The organism is Pseudarthrobacter sp. S3 (assembly GCF_050156905.1).
Classification (GTDB): domain Bacteria; phylum Actinomycetota; class Actinomycetes; order Actinomycetales; family Micrococcaceae; genus Arthrobacter.
Genome location: NZ_CP189583.1, coordinates 2,997,279 through 3,014,959 on the forward strand (window position 1 = coordinate 2,997,279; position 17,681 = coordinate 3,014,959).

At 62.6% G+C, this 17,681-nt stretch carries 16 protein-coding genes; 5 read left to right on the forward strand and 11 right to left on the reverse strand.

Going from position 1 to position 17,681, the window contains the following annotated elements; all coding sequences use genetic code 11:
- Nucleotides 1-124 precede the first annotated feature (124 nt).
- Nucleotides 125-979, forward strand: coding sequence for an SGNH/GDSL hydrolase family protein (locus tag ACQCSV_RS14345; protein ID WP_426938651.1), 855 nt, complete (start codon nt 125-127; stop codon nt 977-979).
- A gap of 76 nt (nt 980-1,055) precedes the next feature.
- Here ACQCSV_RS14345 and ACQCSV_RS14350 read toward each other — a convergent pair whose 3' ends face one another.
- From ACQCSV_RS14350 to ACQCSV_RS14370, 5 genes are all read right to left on the reverse strand, one after another.
- On the reverse strand, nt 1,056-2,789 hold the full coding sequence (locus ACQCSV_RS14350) for an ABC transporter ATP-binding protein (RefSeq protein ID WP_354153417.1): 1,734 nt from the start codon (nt 2,787-2,789) through the stop codon (nt 1,056-1,058).
- Entirely contained in the window at nt 2,786-3,730 is a 945-nt protein-coding gene (locus ACQCSV_RS14355) for an ABC transporter permease (protein ID WP_354153416.1), read from the reverse strand. Before ACQCSV_RS14355 ends, ACQCSV_RS14350 begins: the two co-directional genes overlap by 4 nt.
- Nucleotides 3,720-4,649: an ABC transporter permease gene (locus ACQCSV_RS14360; protein WP_354153415.1), complete on the reverse strand. Its 930-nt coding sequence runs from the start codon at nt 4,647-4,649 to the stop codon at nt 3,720-3,722. Before ACQCSV_RS14360 ends, ACQCSV_RS14355 begins: the two co-directional genes overlap by 11 nt.
- Before the next feature lie 125 nt (nt 4,650-4,774).
- Nucleotides 4,775-6,460, reverse strand: a complete 1,686-nt coding sequence (locus tag ACQCSV_RS14365; protein WP_354153414.1) for an ABC transporter substrate-binding protein — start codon at nt 6,458-6,460, stop codon at nt 4,775-4,777.
- 278 nt (nt 6,461-6,738) lie between these two features.
- The gene (locus tag ACQCSV_RS14370) at nt 6,739-8,502 is read right to left on the reverse strand and encodes an ABC transporter family substrate-binding protein (protein WP_426938652.1); all 1,764 of its coding nucleotides are present in this window, start codon (nt 8,500-8,502) and stop codon (nt 6,739-6,741) included.
- 100 nt (nt 8,503-8,602) lie between these two features.
- On the opposite strand from ACQCSV_RS14370, the gene ACQCSV_RS14375 reads away from it, so the two are divergent.
- Nucleotides 8,603-9,643 carry an LLM class flavin-dependent oxidoreductase gene (locus tag ACQCSV_RS14375; RefSeq protein WP_426938653.1) on the forward strand — a complete coding sequence of 347 codons (1,041 nt, stop codon included), beginning with the start codon at nt 8,603-8,605 and terminating at the stop codon, nt 9,641-9,643.
- Nucleotides 9,644-9,693: 50 nt separating this feature from the next.
- On the opposite strand, the gene ACQCSV_RS14380 is transcribed toward ACQCSV_RS14375, so the two are convergent.
- The 4 genes from ACQCSV_RS14380 to ychF all read right to left on the reverse strand — a co-directional run bounded on the left by ACQCSV_RS14380 (nt 9,694) and on the right by ychF (nt 12,609).
- Nucleotides 9,694-10,203 (reverse strand): hypothetical protein, encoded by a 510-nt coding sequence (locus ACQCSV_RS14380; RefSeq protein WP_426938654.1) that lies wholly within the window; start codon nt 10,201-10,203, stop codon nt 9,694-9,696.
- A gap of 288 nt (nt 10,204-10,491) precedes the next feature.
- Entirely contained in the window at nt 10,492-10,830 is a 339-nt protein-coding gene (locus tag ACQCSV_RS14385; RefSeq protein ID WP_426938655.1) for a HepT-like ribonuclease domain-containing protein, read from the reverse strand.
- Entirely contained in the window at nt 10,827-11,270 is a 444-nt protein-coding gene (locus ACQCSV_RS14390) for a helix-turn-helix domain-containing protein (RefSeq protein ID WP_426938656.1), read from the reverse strand. The genes ACQCSV_RS14385 and ACQCSV_RS14390 overlap by 4 nt, the downstream gene beginning before the upstream one ends.
- Before the next feature lie 253 nt (nt 11,271-11,523).
- A complete protein-coding gene (gene ychF / locus ACQCSV_RS14395) occupies nt 11,524-12,609 on the reverse strand; it encodes a redox-regulated ATPase YchF (RefSeq protein ID WP_111908549.1) in 1,086 nt (361 codons plus the stop codon).
- Nucleotides 12,610-12,739: 130 nt separating this feature from the next.
- Here ychF and ACQCSV_RS14400 point away from each other — a divergent pair, with 130 nt between their 5' ends.
- Nucleotides 12,740-13,948 (forward strand): DNA recombination protein RmuC, encoded by a 1,209-nt coding sequence (locus ACQCSV_RS14400; RefSeq protein ID WP_426938657.1) that lies wholly within the window; start codon nt 12,740-12,742, stop codon nt 13,946-13,948.
- A gap of 16 nt (nt 13,949-13,964) precedes the next feature.
- On the opposite strand, the gene ACQCSV_RS14405 is transcribed toward ACQCSV_RS14400, so the two are convergent.
- A complete protein-coding gene (locus ACQCSV_RS14405; protein ID WP_426938658.1) occupies nt 13,965-15,044 on the reverse strand; it encodes a 4-hydroxy-3-methylbut-2-enyl diphosphate reductase in 1,080 nt (359 codons plus the stop codon).
- 9 nt (nt 15,045-15,053) lie between these two features.
- Nucleotides 15,054-15,905: a hypothetical protein gene (locus ACQCSV_RS14410; RefSeq protein WP_426938659.1), complete on the reverse strand. Its 852-nt coding sequence runs from the start codon at nt 15,903-15,905 to the stop codon at nt 15,054-15,056.
- 221 nt (nt 15,906-16,126) lie between these two features.
- Between ACQCSV_RS14410 and xseA the strand changes: the two genes are divergently transcribed.
- Together xseA and ACQCSV_RS14420 are read left to right on the forward strand one after the other, a co-directional pair.
- A complete protein-coding gene (gene xseA / locus ACQCSV_RS14415; RefSeq protein ID WP_426938660.1) occupies nt 16,127-17,452 on the forward strand; it encodes an exodeoxyribonuclease VII large subunit in 1,326 nt (441 codons plus the stop codon).
- Entirely contained in the window at nt 17,433-17,651 is a 219-nt protein-coding gene (locus ACQCSV_RS14420) for an exodeoxyribonuclease VII small subunit (protein WP_426938661.1), read from the forward strand. Before xseA ends, ACQCSV_RS14420 begins: the two co-directional genes overlap by 20 nt.
- Nucleotides 17,652-17,681: the final 30 nt, after the last annotated feature.

Here is a 17,681-nt window from a genome sequence, read left to right on the forward strand (position 1 = left end):
GTCCAGTTCGTCCGGTGGGCAATTTCGGCGCGCCATGCCTCAAAGAGTGATCAAGCTCACTGGATTTTTGTGACTTGATGGCCGATCATTGCTGTGATAACACAGCAAGCCCGGAGAATCCCTGATGCGAAAAGCCTCGGCTCTTACCCGCTTTGTCGCATCTGGAATCGCGATAGCCGCGCTCCTGGGCGGCTGCGGAAAGGCCCCAGCAGCCACACCGGATTCCGGCGTGCCATTCCCGGTTCGGGAAGCCGCGGCCGGCGGATACCAAGCCGGCGGCAGGGAACCGATCGGCTTGCCTGACGGCTTTGTGTACCGCAATCTGGCCAGCGGACGTGATGAGGTTGTAGTGCCGGACATGCGCCACACCGCCCTCCTGATCGGCGACTCCCAATCCGAGCCCGCCGACGGCTGGCCGCGGCTTGGCCTTGCAGCCATCGGTTACAAGGTCCATTTCTGCGGGCTCGGCGGGACGGGATTCGTGGCGTCCAACGGCAAGACGGGGAACTACATCGACGCTTTGCAGCGCGGTGACTGGAAGCTGCCTTACGGGACGCCCGCGCTGATCGTCATCCAGGGCGGCGGCAACGATGCCGCGCGGGGGGCCACGGATGCCCAGATTGTGGCCAACGCCGACCGTCTGATCGCTGCGCTGAAGGACCGCTATCCACGCGCCAGGATGGCCATGATCGGCACCCTGGCCCGCGGCGCCAACTACGGCGGCGGGCGCAGGACGCAAGTGGACGCGCTTCTCGGCACTGTGGCGGCCAGGCACGGCCTTCCGTTTGTGGGCGTGGGCGACTGGCTGTCGAAATACAACCTCGCGAAGAACCTGGCAGATGCCGTCCACATGGATGCCGCTGGCCGCAGGTCACTGGGCGGGCTGCTTGAAATCAGGCTCCGGCAGCTGGGGCTCGAAGGCCCGGCGCTGGACGGCACGGTCCCGGCAACAGCCTCCGCACTCACCTCGGCGGACTGAACAGAATCTTAAATGGCGATGGAGCCGGTGCCCTGAGGCACCGGCTCCATCCTTAACTCGGGATACTGCGGCCCGATCAGGCCACTTCGGGCGGAAGCATCAGCTTCGCACCGGGAATGGCGTTGAGCAGTGCCTTCGTGTATTCCTGCTGAGGGGACTCGAAGACGTTATCCGTGGAACCGGTCTCCACCAGCTTGCCCTTTTCCATCACACAGACGTGGTCGGCAATCTGCCGCACCACGGCCAGGTCGTGGGTGATAAAGAGGTAGGTGAGTCCGAGGTTCGCCTGCAGGTCCGCGAGCAGGTTCAGTACCTGTGCCTGGACCAGGACGTCCAGCGCGGATACGGCCTCGTCGCAGATGATCACCTCGGGATCCAGCGCAAGGGCACGGGCAATGGCAACACGCTGCCGCTGGCCGCCTGACAGCTCGTTCGGGTACCGCTGCATGCTGGACTGCGGCAGGGCCACCTGGTCAAGCAGTTCGCGGACCTTCTTCTCCCGGCTGGCTTTGCCGCCGATTTTGTGGACCCGCAACGGCTCCTCGATGGTCCGGAAGATGTTGTACATCGGGTCCAGCGAACCATAGGGGTCCTGAAAAATCGGCTGCACCCGCCGCCGGAACTTGAAAAGCTCCGCGGGCTTCAGCACCGACGTATCAACACCGTCGAACAGGATAGTGCCCGCGGTGGGCTTCTCCAGCTGCAGGACCATCTTGGCAACAGTGGACTTTCCGGAGCCGGACTCCCCCACAATCGCAGTGGTGGTTCCGCGTTTGACGCTGAAGGACACGTTATCCACGGCAGTGAAGTCCGTGGCCTTGATAACCCCGGAGCGCAGTTTGTAGACCTTGGTGAGGTCCCGGACCTGCAGGAATTCCGCATCGGCTGGGGCCGGTTGAACTACCGCCTCGCTTGGGGCGAGCAGCTCATCCGTTCCCACGCCGAGTTCCTTGGCAACCTGGATCCGCCGTGATGCAAGGGACGGTGCCGAAGCAACCAGCCGCCGGGTGTACGGGTGCTGCGGATTCCGGAGAAGTTCCAGCGACGGACCCGCCTCAACAACGTTGCCCCGGTACATGACCACTACCTTGTCCGCACGCTCGGCTGCGAGTCCCAAATCATGGGTAATGAGCAGGACCGACGTACCCAGCCCCTGGGTCATGGTCTGAAGGTGGTCCAGGATCTGCCGCTGGACGGTCACGTCCAGGGCGGACGTCGGCTCGTCAGCGATCAGCAGCCGCGGCCGGCAGGACAGGCCGATGGCAATCAGCGCACGCTGCCGCATGCCGCCGGAAAACTCGTGCGGGTACTGGTTGGCGCGCCGGCGGGCATCCGGGAGGCCCGCCTCGGCCAGAACCTTGGCAACATCATCCGGACCGCTGGGACGCCCATTTGCCCTCAGCGTCTCCCTGACCTGGTAACCGATCTTCCAGACGGGGTTCAGGTTGGACATCGGATCCTGCGGAACCATGCCAATGGTGTTGCCGCGCAGCTCAATCATCCGCTTTTCGCTTGCGTGGGCGATGTCCTCGCCATCGAGCAGGATCTGTCCGCCGGACACCTTCCCGTTCGTGGGCAGGAGTCCGATTGCGGCAAGTGCCGTGGTGGATTTTCCGGACCCAGACTCGCCTACGATGGCTACGGTTTCACCCGGCATGATGGTCAGGTGCGCGTTGCGGACCGCTTGGACATCGCCGCTGCCGGTTTTGAAGGTGATGGCGAGGTCGAGGATTTCGAGCAGGGGCGTGGTTCCTGAAGATCCGGCCTCGGCGACGTGAATGTCAGGACTTGTCAACTTCTTATCTCTCATCGCTGCCGGCTCTTCGGGTCTAGGGCATCACGCACGGCATCGCCAAGCATGATGAAACTCAGGACGGTGATGGACAGGGCCGCCGCCGGATACAGCATGATTTCCGGCTTGGTCCGAATTGAGGACTGCGCTGCGGCGATGTCGTGCCCCCAGGACATAACACCTTCCGGCAGCCCGATCCCCAGGAATGACAGCGTGGCCTCGGCCACAATGAACACGCCGAGTTCCAATGTGGCGAGCACAATGACGGGTGCCAACGCGTTCGGCAGGACGTGCCGGACCAAAACACCGAACCTGGAGACCCCCAAAGCCCGGGCAGCGGTGACAAAGTCCGCATTGCGCACCTCCAGGACTGCACCGCGCGTAATGCGCGCCATCTGCGGCCATGAAAGCAGCGCAATGACCATCACGACGGTCCATACGCTCTTGTTGGTCCGGAACGCCGGCAATTGAGTAATAACGAGCGCGCCAAGGATCAAGGGCAACGCGAAGAAGATGTCACCGAGACGGGCGAGAACGGTATCAAGCCAGCCGCCGTAGAATCCGGCGAGTGCGCCGAAAGTGACACCGACAATCAGGACGCATATCACGGAGAGGACACCGACGGAGAGTGAGGCCTGAGTCCCGTGGACAACCCGCGAGTAGATGTCGCAACCCTGGAACGTGAAACCGAAAGGATGCCCCGCAGCGGGACCGGCTTCAGAATTGGCCAGCTCGCAGCCGTCGTTTGGTGCCACCGTCGAAAGAAGGCCCGGGAAGAGTGCAATTACCGTCAATGCCACGATGAGCAGGCTGGAAATGATGAACAGGGGCCTGCGGCGAAGTTTCCGCCAGGCATCGGCCCACAGGCTCAGCGGCGCCTGATCGGTTTTCAGGTCATCCGTGGCCAGCAGGGGTGTTTCTTCCATGGGTGCCACAAAATGGCTGTTTTTACTGATCATAACGAATCCTCGGGTCGAGCCAGGCGTACAGAAGATCAACGAGCAGGTTAGCCACCACAAAGACCAGCACAAGCACGCTGACGATGGAAACGATGGTGGGGCCCTCAGTCCGCAAGACGGCCTGGTAGAGCTTATTACCTACGCCCGGAACGTTGAAGATGCCTTCAGTGACAATGGCGCCGCCCATCAGTCCGCCAAGGTTCGCCCCCAAGTAGGTCACCACAGGGATCAGCGAGTTGCGCAGGATGTGGGCCAACACCACTCGGGGACGCGAGAGGCCCTTGGCCGTGGCGGTCCGGACGTAGTCGGCGTTCATGCTCTCACTGACCGACGCGCGCGTCAGGCGCAGTACGTAAGCAAACGACACCAGTCCCAGAACCACTGCAGGAAGCAGCAGGTTGCCCCAGTCCGCGCTTGCGCCGACGGTCGGTTTCGCCCATCCGAGCCGGACTCCGAATATCAGTTGGAAAACGAAGCCAAGAACGAAAGTGGGAACCGCGATGACAACCAGCGACGCCACCAGCACGGTGGAGTCAAACCACTGGCCGCGGCGGAGTCCTGCGAATACTCCGAAGGCCACCCCGAACACGGCCTGGATGATGAGCGCCTCCACAGCGAGCATTGCGGTCACCGGGAAGACCCGGGCCAGGGTGGCTGCAATTGGCTGGCCTGTGAAGTCGTTGCCCAGGTTAAAGGTGAAAAGGTTCTTGAGGAAGATTCCGTACTGGACCCAGAACGGTTCGTCCAGATGGTACTGGCTGCGCAGAGTATCGATGACGGCCTGGGGTGGCTGCCGGTCGCCAAAGAGTGCAGCAATGGGATCACCCGGCAAGGCGAACACCATGTAATAGACCAAGAGGGTGGTGCCAATGAAGACCGGGATCACCTGAAGGAGTCGTCGCAGAATAAAGCGGACCACTGGATCACCGGCCTTCCGGGAGGTACGTGCTGAGTTTCATTTGTGCCTTCCTGCCGTACAGGACAATGGGGGCCCGGCTGTTGACCGGACCCCCATACGCCTGGCGGCAAGTTAGATCCTGGAGACTACTTGGCCGTGATGTTGTAGTAGAGGATTCCGCCGTTCCAGCCGGTCTCGGCGCTCAAGACGTTGTTGCTCCACACAATCGGCCTTGCATAATCCCAGAGCGGCAGTCCGGGAAGGTCCTGGAAGAGAATCTCCTGCGCCTTGTTGAACTTGGCGTTAGCCTCGTCGGTAGTCTTGGCAGCAAGGCCCTCCTTGAGCAGCTTGTCGAACTCGGGGTTCGAGTACTTCTCGTAGTTTGACGATGCGCCCGTTGCCCAGACCGGTCCGAGGAAGTTGTAGAGCGATGGGTAGTCACCCTGCCAGCCGGAGCGGGCCAGACCTGGGAGGGACTGGGACTTGCGCAGGTTGAGGACTTCAGCAAACTTGGCGAAGGGCTGGATTTCAGCCTGGATACCGAGGTTGTTCTTGAAGCCGTTGGCCACGGCGTCAATCCATTCCTTGTGTCCTCCGTCAGTGTTGGAGGCTATCTGGAGCGGCTTCGAGCCGTCGTACGGCTTGATCTTCTCGGCCTGGGCCCAGAGGTCCTTGGCCTTGGCGGGATCAAACTTCAGGACTTCGTTGCCCGGGATGTTGGCCGTGTAACCGTCGATCACCGGCGGGGCGAACCCGGTGGCCGGCGTTTTTGTTCCGTTGAAGACCACCTTCGTGATTTCCTCGCGGTTGATGGCGTAGGACAGAGCCTGACGGCGCAGCTTTCCGGCTTCACCCTGGAAGTTCACGTTGTACCCCGGGATGTCCAGCGTGGCGTCGCTGGCAACGGGCTTGGTGGCGTTGCGGCCAGAGAAGTCCGTGACGTAGGTCTTCGTGGCGTTGGAGGGCAGCACGTCAGTGATGTCCAGGTTATCGGCCTGCAGGTCCGTGTAAGCGGGGCTGGGATCGGTGTAGATCTTAAACGTGACGCCACCGTTTTTGGCCTCCCGCGGACCCTTGTAGTCGGCGTTCTTTACCAGGGAAATCGACTGGTCATGGACCCAGGCTCCCTGCTTTTCAAACTTGTAGGGGCCGTTGCCAACGGGGTTTTCGCCGAACGTCTTAGGGTCCTTCAACGCAGCGGAGGGCAGCGGGTAGAAGGCCGAGTAGCCAAGACGCAGGGACCAGTCAGCCTCAGGCTGGGCCAGCTTGACCGTGATGGTGGAATCGTCGGTTGCTGCCAAGCCGGACATGGTGTCGGCCTTCGGGGCGGGCGTGGTGGTGGTCTTGCCGTCCGCGGACTTTTCAGTGGTCACGGCCGAGACGTCGTCGTAACCGGCGATGGACTCGAAGAAGAATCCGTTGTTCTGCAGGTTCTTGGAGTTGGCGGCGAAGTTCCAAGAGTCAACGAAGGTTTTCGCCGTGATGGCTTCACCGTTGGTGAACTTCTGGTCCTTTTTGATCTTGATGGTCCAGTTTTGAGCGTCAGGTGAGTCAATGGAATCAGCAACGGCGTTGATCGGCTTGCCGTCGGCGTCGTAGCTGCGAAGGCCTTCGAACAGCAGCTCTACCACGTGCCCACCACTCGTTTCGTTGGTGTTTGCCGGTAGCAATGGGTGTTGGGGTTCGCCGTTGTAAGCGGTGATGACCTTATTGGGGTCACCGGCAGATTGGCTGGCACCGTCAGTGCTGCCGCCTCCAGCGCCGCAGCCGGTCAAGGCAAGGGCGGCGATTGCCACGATGCCGAGTGCTTTGGAAGTGCGCGTAAAACGCATTCCGCCTCCTATGAGTTGTGGGAGAAATTCAGGGGAAATCTTGTGCTCCCCGGCAGGCCAAACACAGGTTCTCACTGTGACGTGGCATACATATACGAGTAGCCTAACCGCACAAAGTCCAAATACTGGTACTCCGTTGCCAAACCGTAACCAGTTAATCGTCAATAACTAGCCGGTACCCGTAAGTTGCGCAAGTCACATGCTACTCGCTGGTAAGGGATGCTGCGAATCGAGGCCGGGGACGGACTCCCACAACGTCGACGAGCCCCCAGGACGGCCTATTTCAGGCGCCACTCCCACACATTCCACCAGACGCCCAAAGGGCCGGAACTGGGCTTGACACCCGTCACGCGGCTGCTGAGGGCGACAGTTCCCGTGGTCTGGTACAGCGGCAGGCCGTAGGCGCTTTCCCAGACGCGTTTGTCGATGTCAGCCAGCAGTTCGTCCTGCTTCGCCAGGTCCGTGGTGCCAGCCAGTTGCTCCATGGCTTTGTCCGCGTCGCGGTCGGAAAATCCGTTGAAGTTGCTGCCGCCACCGGTCTTGAAGATCTGCGGGACACGACTGACGCCGACCCCGGGTCCGATGAAGCCGAAGATGGCGGCGTCGTAGCTGCCGCCGCCGAGCGCTTTCGCCCAATCCGAACTGCCGAGGCCCGCGTCTTCAACGCTGAATCCGGCCAAGCGCGCGGATTCGCGGATCAGGGAAAAGGCCCGCACCCGGTTGGGGTTGTCCTTGTTGTACAGGACCCGGATGGTAGGAGCAGCATCCCGCAATTTCGACCTAGCGCCTTTGATATCCACGTCGGAGTAGTTGGCCGAACCGTTGCCCTTCACGGCGTCCCGATATTTGGGCTGGGCTGGCAGGAAGACCTGTGAGTCCAGCGGTTTCGCGTCGGCTACAAATCCGCCCACGACGTCATCCACGATCTTCTGCCGCGGTACGGTCTTCAGAAACGCTTCCCGGACGTCCTTGTCCGCGAACGGTCCCGAAAAGTTGAGATCGAGGTGGTCGTAACCGGACTGGCTGAAGCGCTGGATGGTATTGCCCTGCTCCGCCAGCCCGTCGAAGAGGCTTTCGGTACCGGCAGAAGGCTGCGGGGCGATGATGTCCGCCTGTCCGTTCCGGAGGGCGGCAATGGCTGTGGAGGCGGCCCCGGTGAACCGCACGGTGATGTCATCCAGATAGGGCTCCGGCCCCCACACATAGTCCCTGTTCCGGACCAGCCGCATCGAAGAGCCTGGAACGATGTCGCGAACAATGTACGGGCCGCTGGAGAGATACATGGCAGGGTCATCTGGAAGCGTTTTTGTGTCGAAACCCGAGTTCCAAAAATCGCTGACCCGCTTCAGCGGAGCATTGATTACGGGCTCTTTGGTGTCGCCCCGGGGCGAGCCCTTGATCAGGTCTATGAGGTCCGCTTCGTCGTTCAGTCCGCTCTTGGCGGCTACAACATGGGCGGGGAGCCCGACGTCGAACGCCACTTCCCAGTCGGCGTACGGTGAGGCGTACTCGAGGGTGATCGAACGGCCGTCACTGCCGACCTCGGGGAGGGCGGTGGCCGCAAGGCCGCTTTTGTCAGCGGCGGCAGAAAAGTAGGTAGTGCCGGTCCGGGCTTGGGGGTCAGCGTTGTCGAAGTAGCCGGATCCGGCGGCCCACGACAGAAGGAGGTCGCCGGCGTCGACGGGTGCGCCGTCGGACCATTTCACACCCTCATTGACGGTGTACTTCACCTTCAGTGGCTTGTCGGAAATCTTTTCGAACCGGCCGAACTTCTCGTTCCGAACCACCTTTTCGGTGTCGTCCACATAGAAGAACCCTGAATGGGTGATGTGGCCGATCTTGGTGTTGATGTCCGTGTTTCCGGCGGCACTGAACGGGTTGAAGGACGTGAAAGCATTCACCTCGGCCACGGTGGCGCTGCCGCCGCGGTTCGTCTCGCCGACCACCACCGGGGGCGCTCCCCCGGACGCGGAGCACCCCGAGATAACCAGCGCCGCACCGACGGCCCCGGTAATGACCTTAATCAGATGCCTCAGGGGCATGCCGCCTCCTTTGTTTTCCTTGAATTCTAGTGGTTCAGGGCGTGACCCAATGTCGGCTTACCATGAGGATCAGCCGTACACCAATCCTTGAAGGAAGCCCATGCCCCACTCTTCACGACCGTTACGCAAGCTTGGATTCCTTACTATTGGCCTCTTCGATCCGGCGGATCCGGGCGCGGGGCACGAATCGACGTTGCAGGTCATCGAACTGGGCGAGCGGCTTGGGTTCGACAGCGCCTGGCTGCGCCACCGCCATCTGCAGTTCGGAATCTCTGCCCCCATTGCGATCATGGCCGCGGCCAGCCAGCGAACCTCCCGGATTGAGCTTGGAACCGCAGTGACCCCGATGGGCTGGGAAAACCCATTGCGCCTGGCCGAGGACCTGGCCACCGTGGACCTGCTCGCGGGCGGACGCATCAATCCGGGCCTGAGCGTAGGCGAACCTATGAACTATGGCACGGTGAAGCACGAGCTGTATCCGGATTCAGCCGAGCTGGAGGACTTCAGCTACGCCCGCGTGGATCGGTTTGCCCGATTGATCGCAGGGGAACCCGTCCGGGAATTTTCCGGCAGGCAGGGTGTGGTCGAGGAATTCTCCAACCGCGTCGAGCCCCACTCTCCCGGGCTGCGTCAACGACTTTGGTATGGGGCGGCAAGCAGGAAATCGGCTATCTGGGCTGGCGCAAACGGATTCAACCTGCTCTCCAGCAGTGTGATGTTCCCGGAGGCTGACCAAGAACCGTCATTCGCCGACATCCAGCAATCGCAGATCCGCGCCTACCGTGAAGCAGCCGCGACATCGTCCCAAGCGCGAGGACAAGCCCGGGTCTCGCAGGGACTGGTGGTGATCCCGACCGATTCGGCGTCGGCGAAACAGCGGGAAAAGTACCAGCGTTACGTCGACGAACGAACTCCCCGCACCCGTGCGCCGCAGGGGCCGAAGCGAATGCTGTTCGCCCAGGATCTCATCGGCACCAGCGATCAGATTGCGGAACAGCTGTACGCACACGCGGGCTTCCAAGAGGTCGACGAAGTGGCGTTCGCGCTGCCCTTCAGCTTCGGCCACGAGGACTACATCCAGATCCTCACCGACATCGCCACCAAGTTGGGTCCCGCCCTGGGGTGGTCCCGGGCAGGGTAGACGTTGACTGCCTGCCGGCTGAACAATGACACCGGATGGGCATCATCCGATCACGTAGACCATGCCGCGTCCCTCAGAAGCAGGTTCACCGCAAACGTCCGCGCCTGCCGAAGGTAGCTCACGACATAGTCGAACTCACCTTCAAAGTCCCGACTGAAGCAATGCGATTCCCGCAGCCGCAACGCCACGTCTTCGTCGGAAACATCTTCCAGGTCCCTTGCGACGGCCAAAACCTCCGGTGGGGTCAACGTCCGCACCCAAGCCTCCCAGCCCATGCCGTTCATGGCCACGTCGCCCTCGAACATCCGATAGGCAGGACGGGCGATCCGGTCTGGTTCCGCTGGTGCAGTGAGGCACTGCACTTGCCGCCATACTTTGTCGAGGTACAGCATGTCCCGTTCAGGCACCGCTTGCTCAAACGTCGGGGTGCTGATCATGGCACCGTGTTCGAATCCCCATGCATCGGCGAGCGGATCAACGGAGAGAACGCTGAGAGGATCGGCAAGCGCTTGATCGGTAACGTTGTCGTCGAAGGCGTACGCGTAGTATCTGATTCCCATTCGCCAAGCATCGCCGGACAGCGGGCTGCACGTAACCGCCACATTCGGGTATGTGGATAACCCTGTGGTTCCTTGGCAGTAAGGGCCAGCGCCCTCCTGCTGGCATGGACTCTATCCCTTACTGCCAAAGCACCGGGTGCTGATGCATCCACTCCAAAAGGGTTCGAATCGAGATCAACCTTCGTAATCCCCGAGTCAAACGTTGAAGCGGAACTCGACTACACGTTAAACCGGAACTCCACCACGTTCTGTAGCCGAGCAATCTTTCCCCCGATTGGCCTCGCGGTCTCACTCTGCTGAGAGCGACTGAATGTATCTGCTGATCGCCGGCAGGTCGACGATCATCGTGTCCCAGACCGCACCGTAGTCAGTTACCTCGTAGTGATGCGCCAGGCGGTCCCGCATCCGCTTGATCAATGTCCATGGCACTTCGGGATGCCGGTCGGTCGTAGCGTCGCTCAGACGAGCCACATTCTCGCCAATCTTGATGATCAGTGACTCTGACGCCAGGCCCGGAACGTTGTCGGGGTCCCCGAGGTACCACTCGTCGCCGCGTGCCACGAGATTCGCGCCGACGCCACACAGTCGGATGATCTCCGTCAGAGCTGCATCATCCCGCTTGTTCATACCGCGACAGCCGTCGCCATGATCTCATGATCGGCACGCAGACCGCCGTCGGTCACCACATCGACCTCGACACCGAGCAACTCGCTCGCATCAGCAGCGAACGCCGCGACCGTAAGCAACCCGGTGCCGGGCGATCGGGTGACCAAGATGTCCAGATCGCTGCTGGAACTGTCTGTGCCGCGAGCCGCCGAGCCGAAGACACGGACATTGTCGAAGCCATACCGGCCCGCTAGGCTCAGAAGGTCGGCACGGCGCGCAGCGAGCGCATCATGAGGCAGTGGCCGCGCGGCCGTCCGCAGGCGCTCGAGCATCTTGACCGAGACGCTGCGCCGCCCTGCCTCATAGGCGGCAACATTCGGCTGAGCAATCCCGGATCGTCGGGCAAGCTCTGCCTGGCTCAGGCCGGCGGCCTCTCGAAGCGCTCGAACTGGATTCACCATGGTCGAATTATATCGCATGATATGACTCTAGCGACAGCTAGACCGATTTGGACGCAACCGGTCACCTGAGCGCAGCCATCACCCTGAGAGTCACGAACAAGCAGTGCGGTCCGGCTACCTCACTCGTTCGGTGGGCCCATCATGGCTCTCGCCCGCCACGAGATTGATCTACATCCCGTCCCCGAGCTCCACGCGTCACCATTGCTTGCAGCGTTGGAAAGTCCACTTGGCTTAGACAGTTACCCGGAATCAATTAGACATTAAATCTAAACTCCACCACATCGCCGTCAGCCATCACGTATTCTTTTCCTTCAATCCGGACCTTGCCACGGGACTTCGCTTCAGCCATGGACCCCGCCTCGATGAGGTCATGGAAGGACACCACTTCGGCCTTGATGAAGCCGCGCTGGAAATCGCTGTGGATGACGCCTGCTGCCTGCGGCGCGGTGTCGCCCTGGTGGATGGTCCAGGCGCGTGTTTCCTTCGGACCGGCTGTGAGGTAGGTCTGGAGCCCCAGGGTATGGAAGCCGACGCGCGCCAGCTGGTCGAGGCCGGACTCGTCCTGGCCGTTCATTTCCAGCATTTCGCGCGCCTCCTCCTCGTCCAGCTCCACGAGGTCGGATTCGAGCTTCGCGTCCAGGAAGATGGCGTCCGCGGGGGCAACCAGGGCCCGCAGCTCGTCCTGCTTCTCCGGGCTGCCCAGGATGCCTTCGTCGGCGTTGAAGACGTAGATGAACGGCTTGGCGGTCAGGAGGCTGAGCTCCTTGAGGTGCTCCATCTCCAGCTTGTCGCTCTTGATCGAGGAGAAGATGGTGTCGCCGCGTTCCAGGACCGACTGCGCGGCCTTGATGGCTGCCAGCTCAGCGGCTTCCCGCTTCTTGATCTTGACTTCTTTTTCGATCCGGGGAATCGCATTTTCGATGGTCTGGAGGTCAGCCAGGATCAGCTCGGTGTTGATGGTTTCCATATCCGAACGGGGATCCACCTTGCCGTCCACATGGATGACGTCGGGATCATCAAACACCCGGACCACCTGGACGATAGCCTCGGCCTCACGGATGTTGGCAAGGAACTTGTTGCCCAGGCCTTCGCCCTCCGATGCGCCCTTCACGATTCCGGCTATGTCGACGAAGGACACCGGGGCGGGCAGGAGCCGCTGCGAGCCGAAGATGTCCGCCAGCTGCTGGAGCCGGGGATCCGGCAGGTTCACGACGCCGACATTGGGTTCGATGGTAGCGAACGGATAGTTCGCGGCCAGCACCTGATTCCGGGTCAGTGCGTTGAAAAGAGTTGATTTGCCGACGTTGGGCAGTCCGACGATGCCAATAGTAAGAGCCACGAGCATTGATTCTACCGGTTGCCGGAGACATGGGCCCCAGCCGGTCCCCGGCGCTGCAACACCGTGGTGGAACGGGTGGCCGAATATGTCGCTTCCGCAAATTGTCACAGGGTCATGCAACAGTGAGGATATGGATGCTTTAGCCCTGATTCTCGCCCTGTTGATGCTGCTGGTGGGTGCCGTCGCCGGCGCCGCCACCGCCTACTTTTTCCTGCGCCGGCACAGTCGTGCCCTGGAGGAAGACTTCGACGCCGTCTCGTCGCGCCTTTCCGAGGTCAGCGCCCAGTTCGCCGCCGCAGACGCGGAACGCCGCCTCCTTTCCCTGCAGAACCGGGAGCTCGGCGAGTCTCGCAACCAGGACGGGAGCGTCCTCCGCGCACTGGCCCCGGTGGCGGAAAAGCTGTCCGCCGTGCAGCAGCAGGTGGCCCTGCTGGAACGCGACCGCCTTGAACAGTACGGCCAGCTGGCCCAGCAACTGCAGGAGGCCAGGCTCTCTGATGCCCAGCTGATCCGCTCCACGCACGCCCTCGAGTCCGCCCTGCGCTCCAACAGTGCGCGTGGACAGTGGGGTGAAGTTCAATTGCGCCGTGTGGTTGAAGCGTCGGGGATGCTCAAGCACGTGGATTTCCTGGAGCAGGTCCACAGCGCCGGAACAGATTCAGCGGTCCGCCCCGACCTCGTAGTCCAGCTTCCGGGCCAGAAGCAGCTGGTGGTGGACGCCAAGGTGCCGTTGTCCTCCTATCTGGAGGCCCAGGAGCTGGGTGCGCGTCAGGATTCGGGCACAGCTGGGAACCCCGGCAACCAGCAATCCCTGCTGGCTGCCCATGCCAAGGCGCTGCGGGCCCACGTGGACTCGCTGAGTAACAAGAAGTATTGGGACATCCCCGGGAACTCCCCTGAGCTGGTGATCTGCTTCCTGCCGGCGGAATCCATCCTGGCTGCCGCCCTGACAGCCGACGCGACGCTGTTGGACCACGCGCTCTCCAGGAATGTGGTGCTCGCCTCTCCAAGCACCCTGCTGGCCGTACTCAAATCGGTGGCCTTCACGTGGCGCCAGGATGTGCTGACGGACAGTGCACGCGAACTCTTTGACCTCGCCCGTCAGCTGTACGAACGCATGGGAACACTCGGGGAGAGCGTGGGCAAGCTAGGTTCGTCACTCAAGTCTTCAGTGGACCGGTACAACGCCATGATCGGCACCCTGGAAGCGCGGATCCTGCCCACCGCACGGAAACTCAATGCCATGGATGAATCAGGGCTGCTCACCCCGCCGGCACTCGAGGTTACGCCGCGCACGCTGGCGGCGCCGGAGTTTCAGCAGGACGAGGCCGCAGCCTGACGTTGCCGGAGACTGGTCAGTCGCGGGAGCGGCGTCCGCCGAGTGCCCGGCTGACGTCCCCGGCTTCCTTCAGGGTTGCGCGGAGTTCCTTGGGCAACGAGAAAAGGAGGTCCTCTTCGGCCGTGACAACTTCTTCTACGGAGCCGTAGCCGTAGTCGGCCAGCAGGCGAAGGACGTCCGTGACCAGGATCTCCGGCACTGAAGCCCCTGACGTGACTCCGACCGTTTCCACGCCTTCAAACCACGCTTCATCCACTTCATTGGCGAAGTCCACCCGGTAGGAGGCCTTGGCCCCATACTCCAGGGCGACTTCCACCAGGCGGACCGAGTTGGAGGAGTTAGCCGATCCCACCACAATGACCAGGTCGGCCTGGGGCGAGATCTTCTTGATGGCCACCTGACGGTTAGTGGTGGCGTAGCAGATATCGTCGCTGGGCGGATCCTGCAGGGTAGGGAACCGCTCCTTCAGCAGGCGGACGGTTTCCATGGTCTCGTCCACGCTGAGGGTGGTCTGGGACAGCCAGATGACCTTTTCGGGATCCCTGACGGTTACCTTGTCCACTTCGTGGGGACCGTTAATGATCTGGATGTGCTCCGGGGCCTCGCCGGCGGTCCCTTCCACTTCTTCGTGACCGTCGTGGCCGATCAGCAGGATGTCGAAGTCGTCCTTGGCGAACCTCACGGCTTCCTTATGAACCTTCGTCACCAGCGGGCAGGTGGCGTCAATGGTGCGCAGCCCGCGGTCCTCGGCGGACTGGACGACGGCCGGCGATACCCCGTGGGCGGAAAATATCACCAGGGCGCCTTCCGGGACCTCGTCCGTCTCGTCGACGAAGATGGCGCCCTGTGCCTCCAGCGAGCTCACCACGTGGACGTTGTGCACGATCTGCTTCCGGACATACACCGGCGGACCGTAGTGTTCCAAGGCCTTCTCGACGGCGATCACGGCCCTGTCCACACCGGCGCAATAACCGCGGGGCGCAGCCAGGAGTACCTTTTTGGGACCGGTCACCGGAGCCGCCGCGGCTACCTCCTCAGGCGAGCGCCGCCTGCGCGGGACCGTTGGCATCGAGAGGGACACAGCAGAGGAAGTCATCTCTCCATGCTACCGGGTTGGGGGCCGCCGCCCCGGCGAGGCGATCCGGAGCACAAGGGCCGCCGCGACCAGCACACCGCCGGTTATCGCGGCACCGCCGACCCATGATTGGAAGCTGCTGGAAGCGGCCGCCACAAACGCATCCTTGAACATGTCCGCAAGCCCATTGCCGCTCGCCGCCCCCACAACAGCATCCCTTGCTAGCTGCGAACCGGCAGACCACAGGCCGGTCAGCGCAAGCGCCGCAAGTCCCACCGCAAAAACCACTGACCAGCGACGGCGGGCGGAAACAAGGGCAAGCGCAAAGGCAATACCCGCTCCGATGGCAAGGGGATAACCGAGCGGCGCGTAAACGGACACCCTCTCGACCAGCTGGCGCTGCTCCGGTTCTCCAACGTTGATCAGCGTCTGCTCCGGCGCAGTCAGCGGCAGTCCCGTGGTGCGCGCGAGCTCCTCCGTCGCCAGCGCTACCAGTGGCGCCAAGTCCAAAGTGAGCGACGACGGGGAGTCCGGGCCGGCAGGAACTGCTGCCGGTGCGGCTAGGTTGAGCCGGTGGCTCTTCCGCAGTGTCTCCTCCCAGGCCGCCTGGTAGCCCGGTAACGCAGTGAGGGAACCGGCCGCCGCCTCAAGCACTGGCCTCACCAGACCTGCCAGAGCGTCCGGGATGGTCCCAGTGTCAATGGTGCCAACAGCGGCGATGGCCAGCCGCTGCTGAAATTCTGCGTCCTTCCCCAGCGGACCGGCCAGCGCCACAAAGCCATCCTCCTGAACCACGTTGCGGTCAAGCCAGATGGCGGGAACGGCCAATGCGGACAGCAAAACGCCCAGGACGACGGCGATGGCTGAAACGAAGGTGCGCAAAACGGGTCCTCACGGGTTGGCGGCAGCACAGCCATCATAGGGCTGGTGTCTGGACAAAGAATGTCAGTCTAGGGTGCTACAGCTTATGGATAAGGTTGAATGGCATCCGCCAGCCCGCTGACAGCAGCCAGTTGACTGACCGCCGCCATTCAAACACGAACCGCCACCTCCCGAACAAAGGACCGCAATGCCGCCACCCACAGCTTCCCGGGGCGGCGGACATGTCTGACCAGGCCGCCCGGCCAGGCACTGCTGCCACTACGGTGCCTGCCACAGCCGCTGAGACCAGCCCGGACAATCCCTGGCCGCTGCAACTGCTGTCCCAGAAACTCAAGGCCCATATCGACCGCACACCCTCGGCGTGGGTGGAGGGTCAGGTCATAGAGATGAACCGCCGGGGCGGCAACGCGTACCTCACCCTCCGGGATGTGGACGCGGAAGTTTCCCTGCCGGCGTCGGTCTGGACGAAGGTCCTGGACCGGCAGAACATGCCCCTGGAGCGTGGCTCCCGCGTGGTGGCCTTGCTCAAGCCGGAGTTCTGGCTGAAGACCGGGCGGCTCAACATGCAGGTAAGGGACATCAGGCCTGTCGGGCTTGGCGATCTGCTGGCGCGGATCGAACGGTTGCGGCATGCCCTGTCAGCCGAGGGGCTGTTTGCCGATTCACGGAAGAAACCATTGCCGCTGCTCCCCCACCGCATCGGCCTGATTACCGGACGGGACTCCGACGCCAAAAAGGACGTGGTCCAGAACGCCGCACTGCGCTGGCCCGCCGTCGAATTCGAGATCCGTGAGGTGGCAGTCCAGGGCAACACCGCGGTCTCGCAGATCATCCGAGCTCTGCAGGAGTTGGACGGCCGCCCCGACGTTGACGTCATTGTCATCGCCCGGGGCGGCGGAGCGTTGGAGGACCTGCTGCCTTTCAACAGCGAGGAACTGATCCGTGCCGTCGCGGCCACGACCACCCCTGTGGTCAGCGCCATCGGACATGAAGCGGACCGCCCCCTCCTCGACGACGTGGCGGACCTCCGCGCGTCCACGCCCACTGATGCCGCCAAGCGGATTGTGCCTGACGTTGCCGAGGAACTGGCCGGTGTGCGCCAGGCACGCGAGCACCTGCGCAGGAGCATCGGCAGGCTCGTGGACCGGGAGTCGGACCGGTTGTCCGCACTCCACTCCCGGCCGGTCCTGGCCACGCCCGAAGCAATGGTCACCGGACGCGCGGAGGAAATCGAACGCCTCCTGAGGAGATCATCGGCCGCCGTCAGCTCAACAGTGGTCCGGGCGGCTGACCAGCTGGTTCACCTGCAGGCACAGGTCCGTGCGCTGTCACCGCAAAAGACGCTGGACCGCGGCTACGCCGTGGTCGAACTGGCCAACGGACGGCCGGCCCACGCCGCTGAAGCCGCCGGCCACGCTGTGGTCCGCGACCCTTCGGAGGCGCCGTCGGGAACTGCGTTGTCCGTACGCGTGGCCCAGGGCCTGTTCGGCGCCACATCCACTGGGGAACTACAACAAGGAGAAGCACATGCCCGAGACAAAGCCTGACCCGGAAATGGAAGCACTGAGCTACGAGGAAGCCCGCGAACAGCTGGTACACGTGGTGGGGAGGCTTGAGGCGGGCGGCGCCAGCCTTGAGGAATCCCTGGCACTGTGGGAACGCGGCGAAGCCCTGGCTAAGCGCTGCGAGGAGTGGCTGGAAGGCGCCCGCAAGCGGCTCGCTGCCGCCCGCGACCAGCCGCTCTGACGAGCCCTCTGAATACCCAGTGCGGTCCTG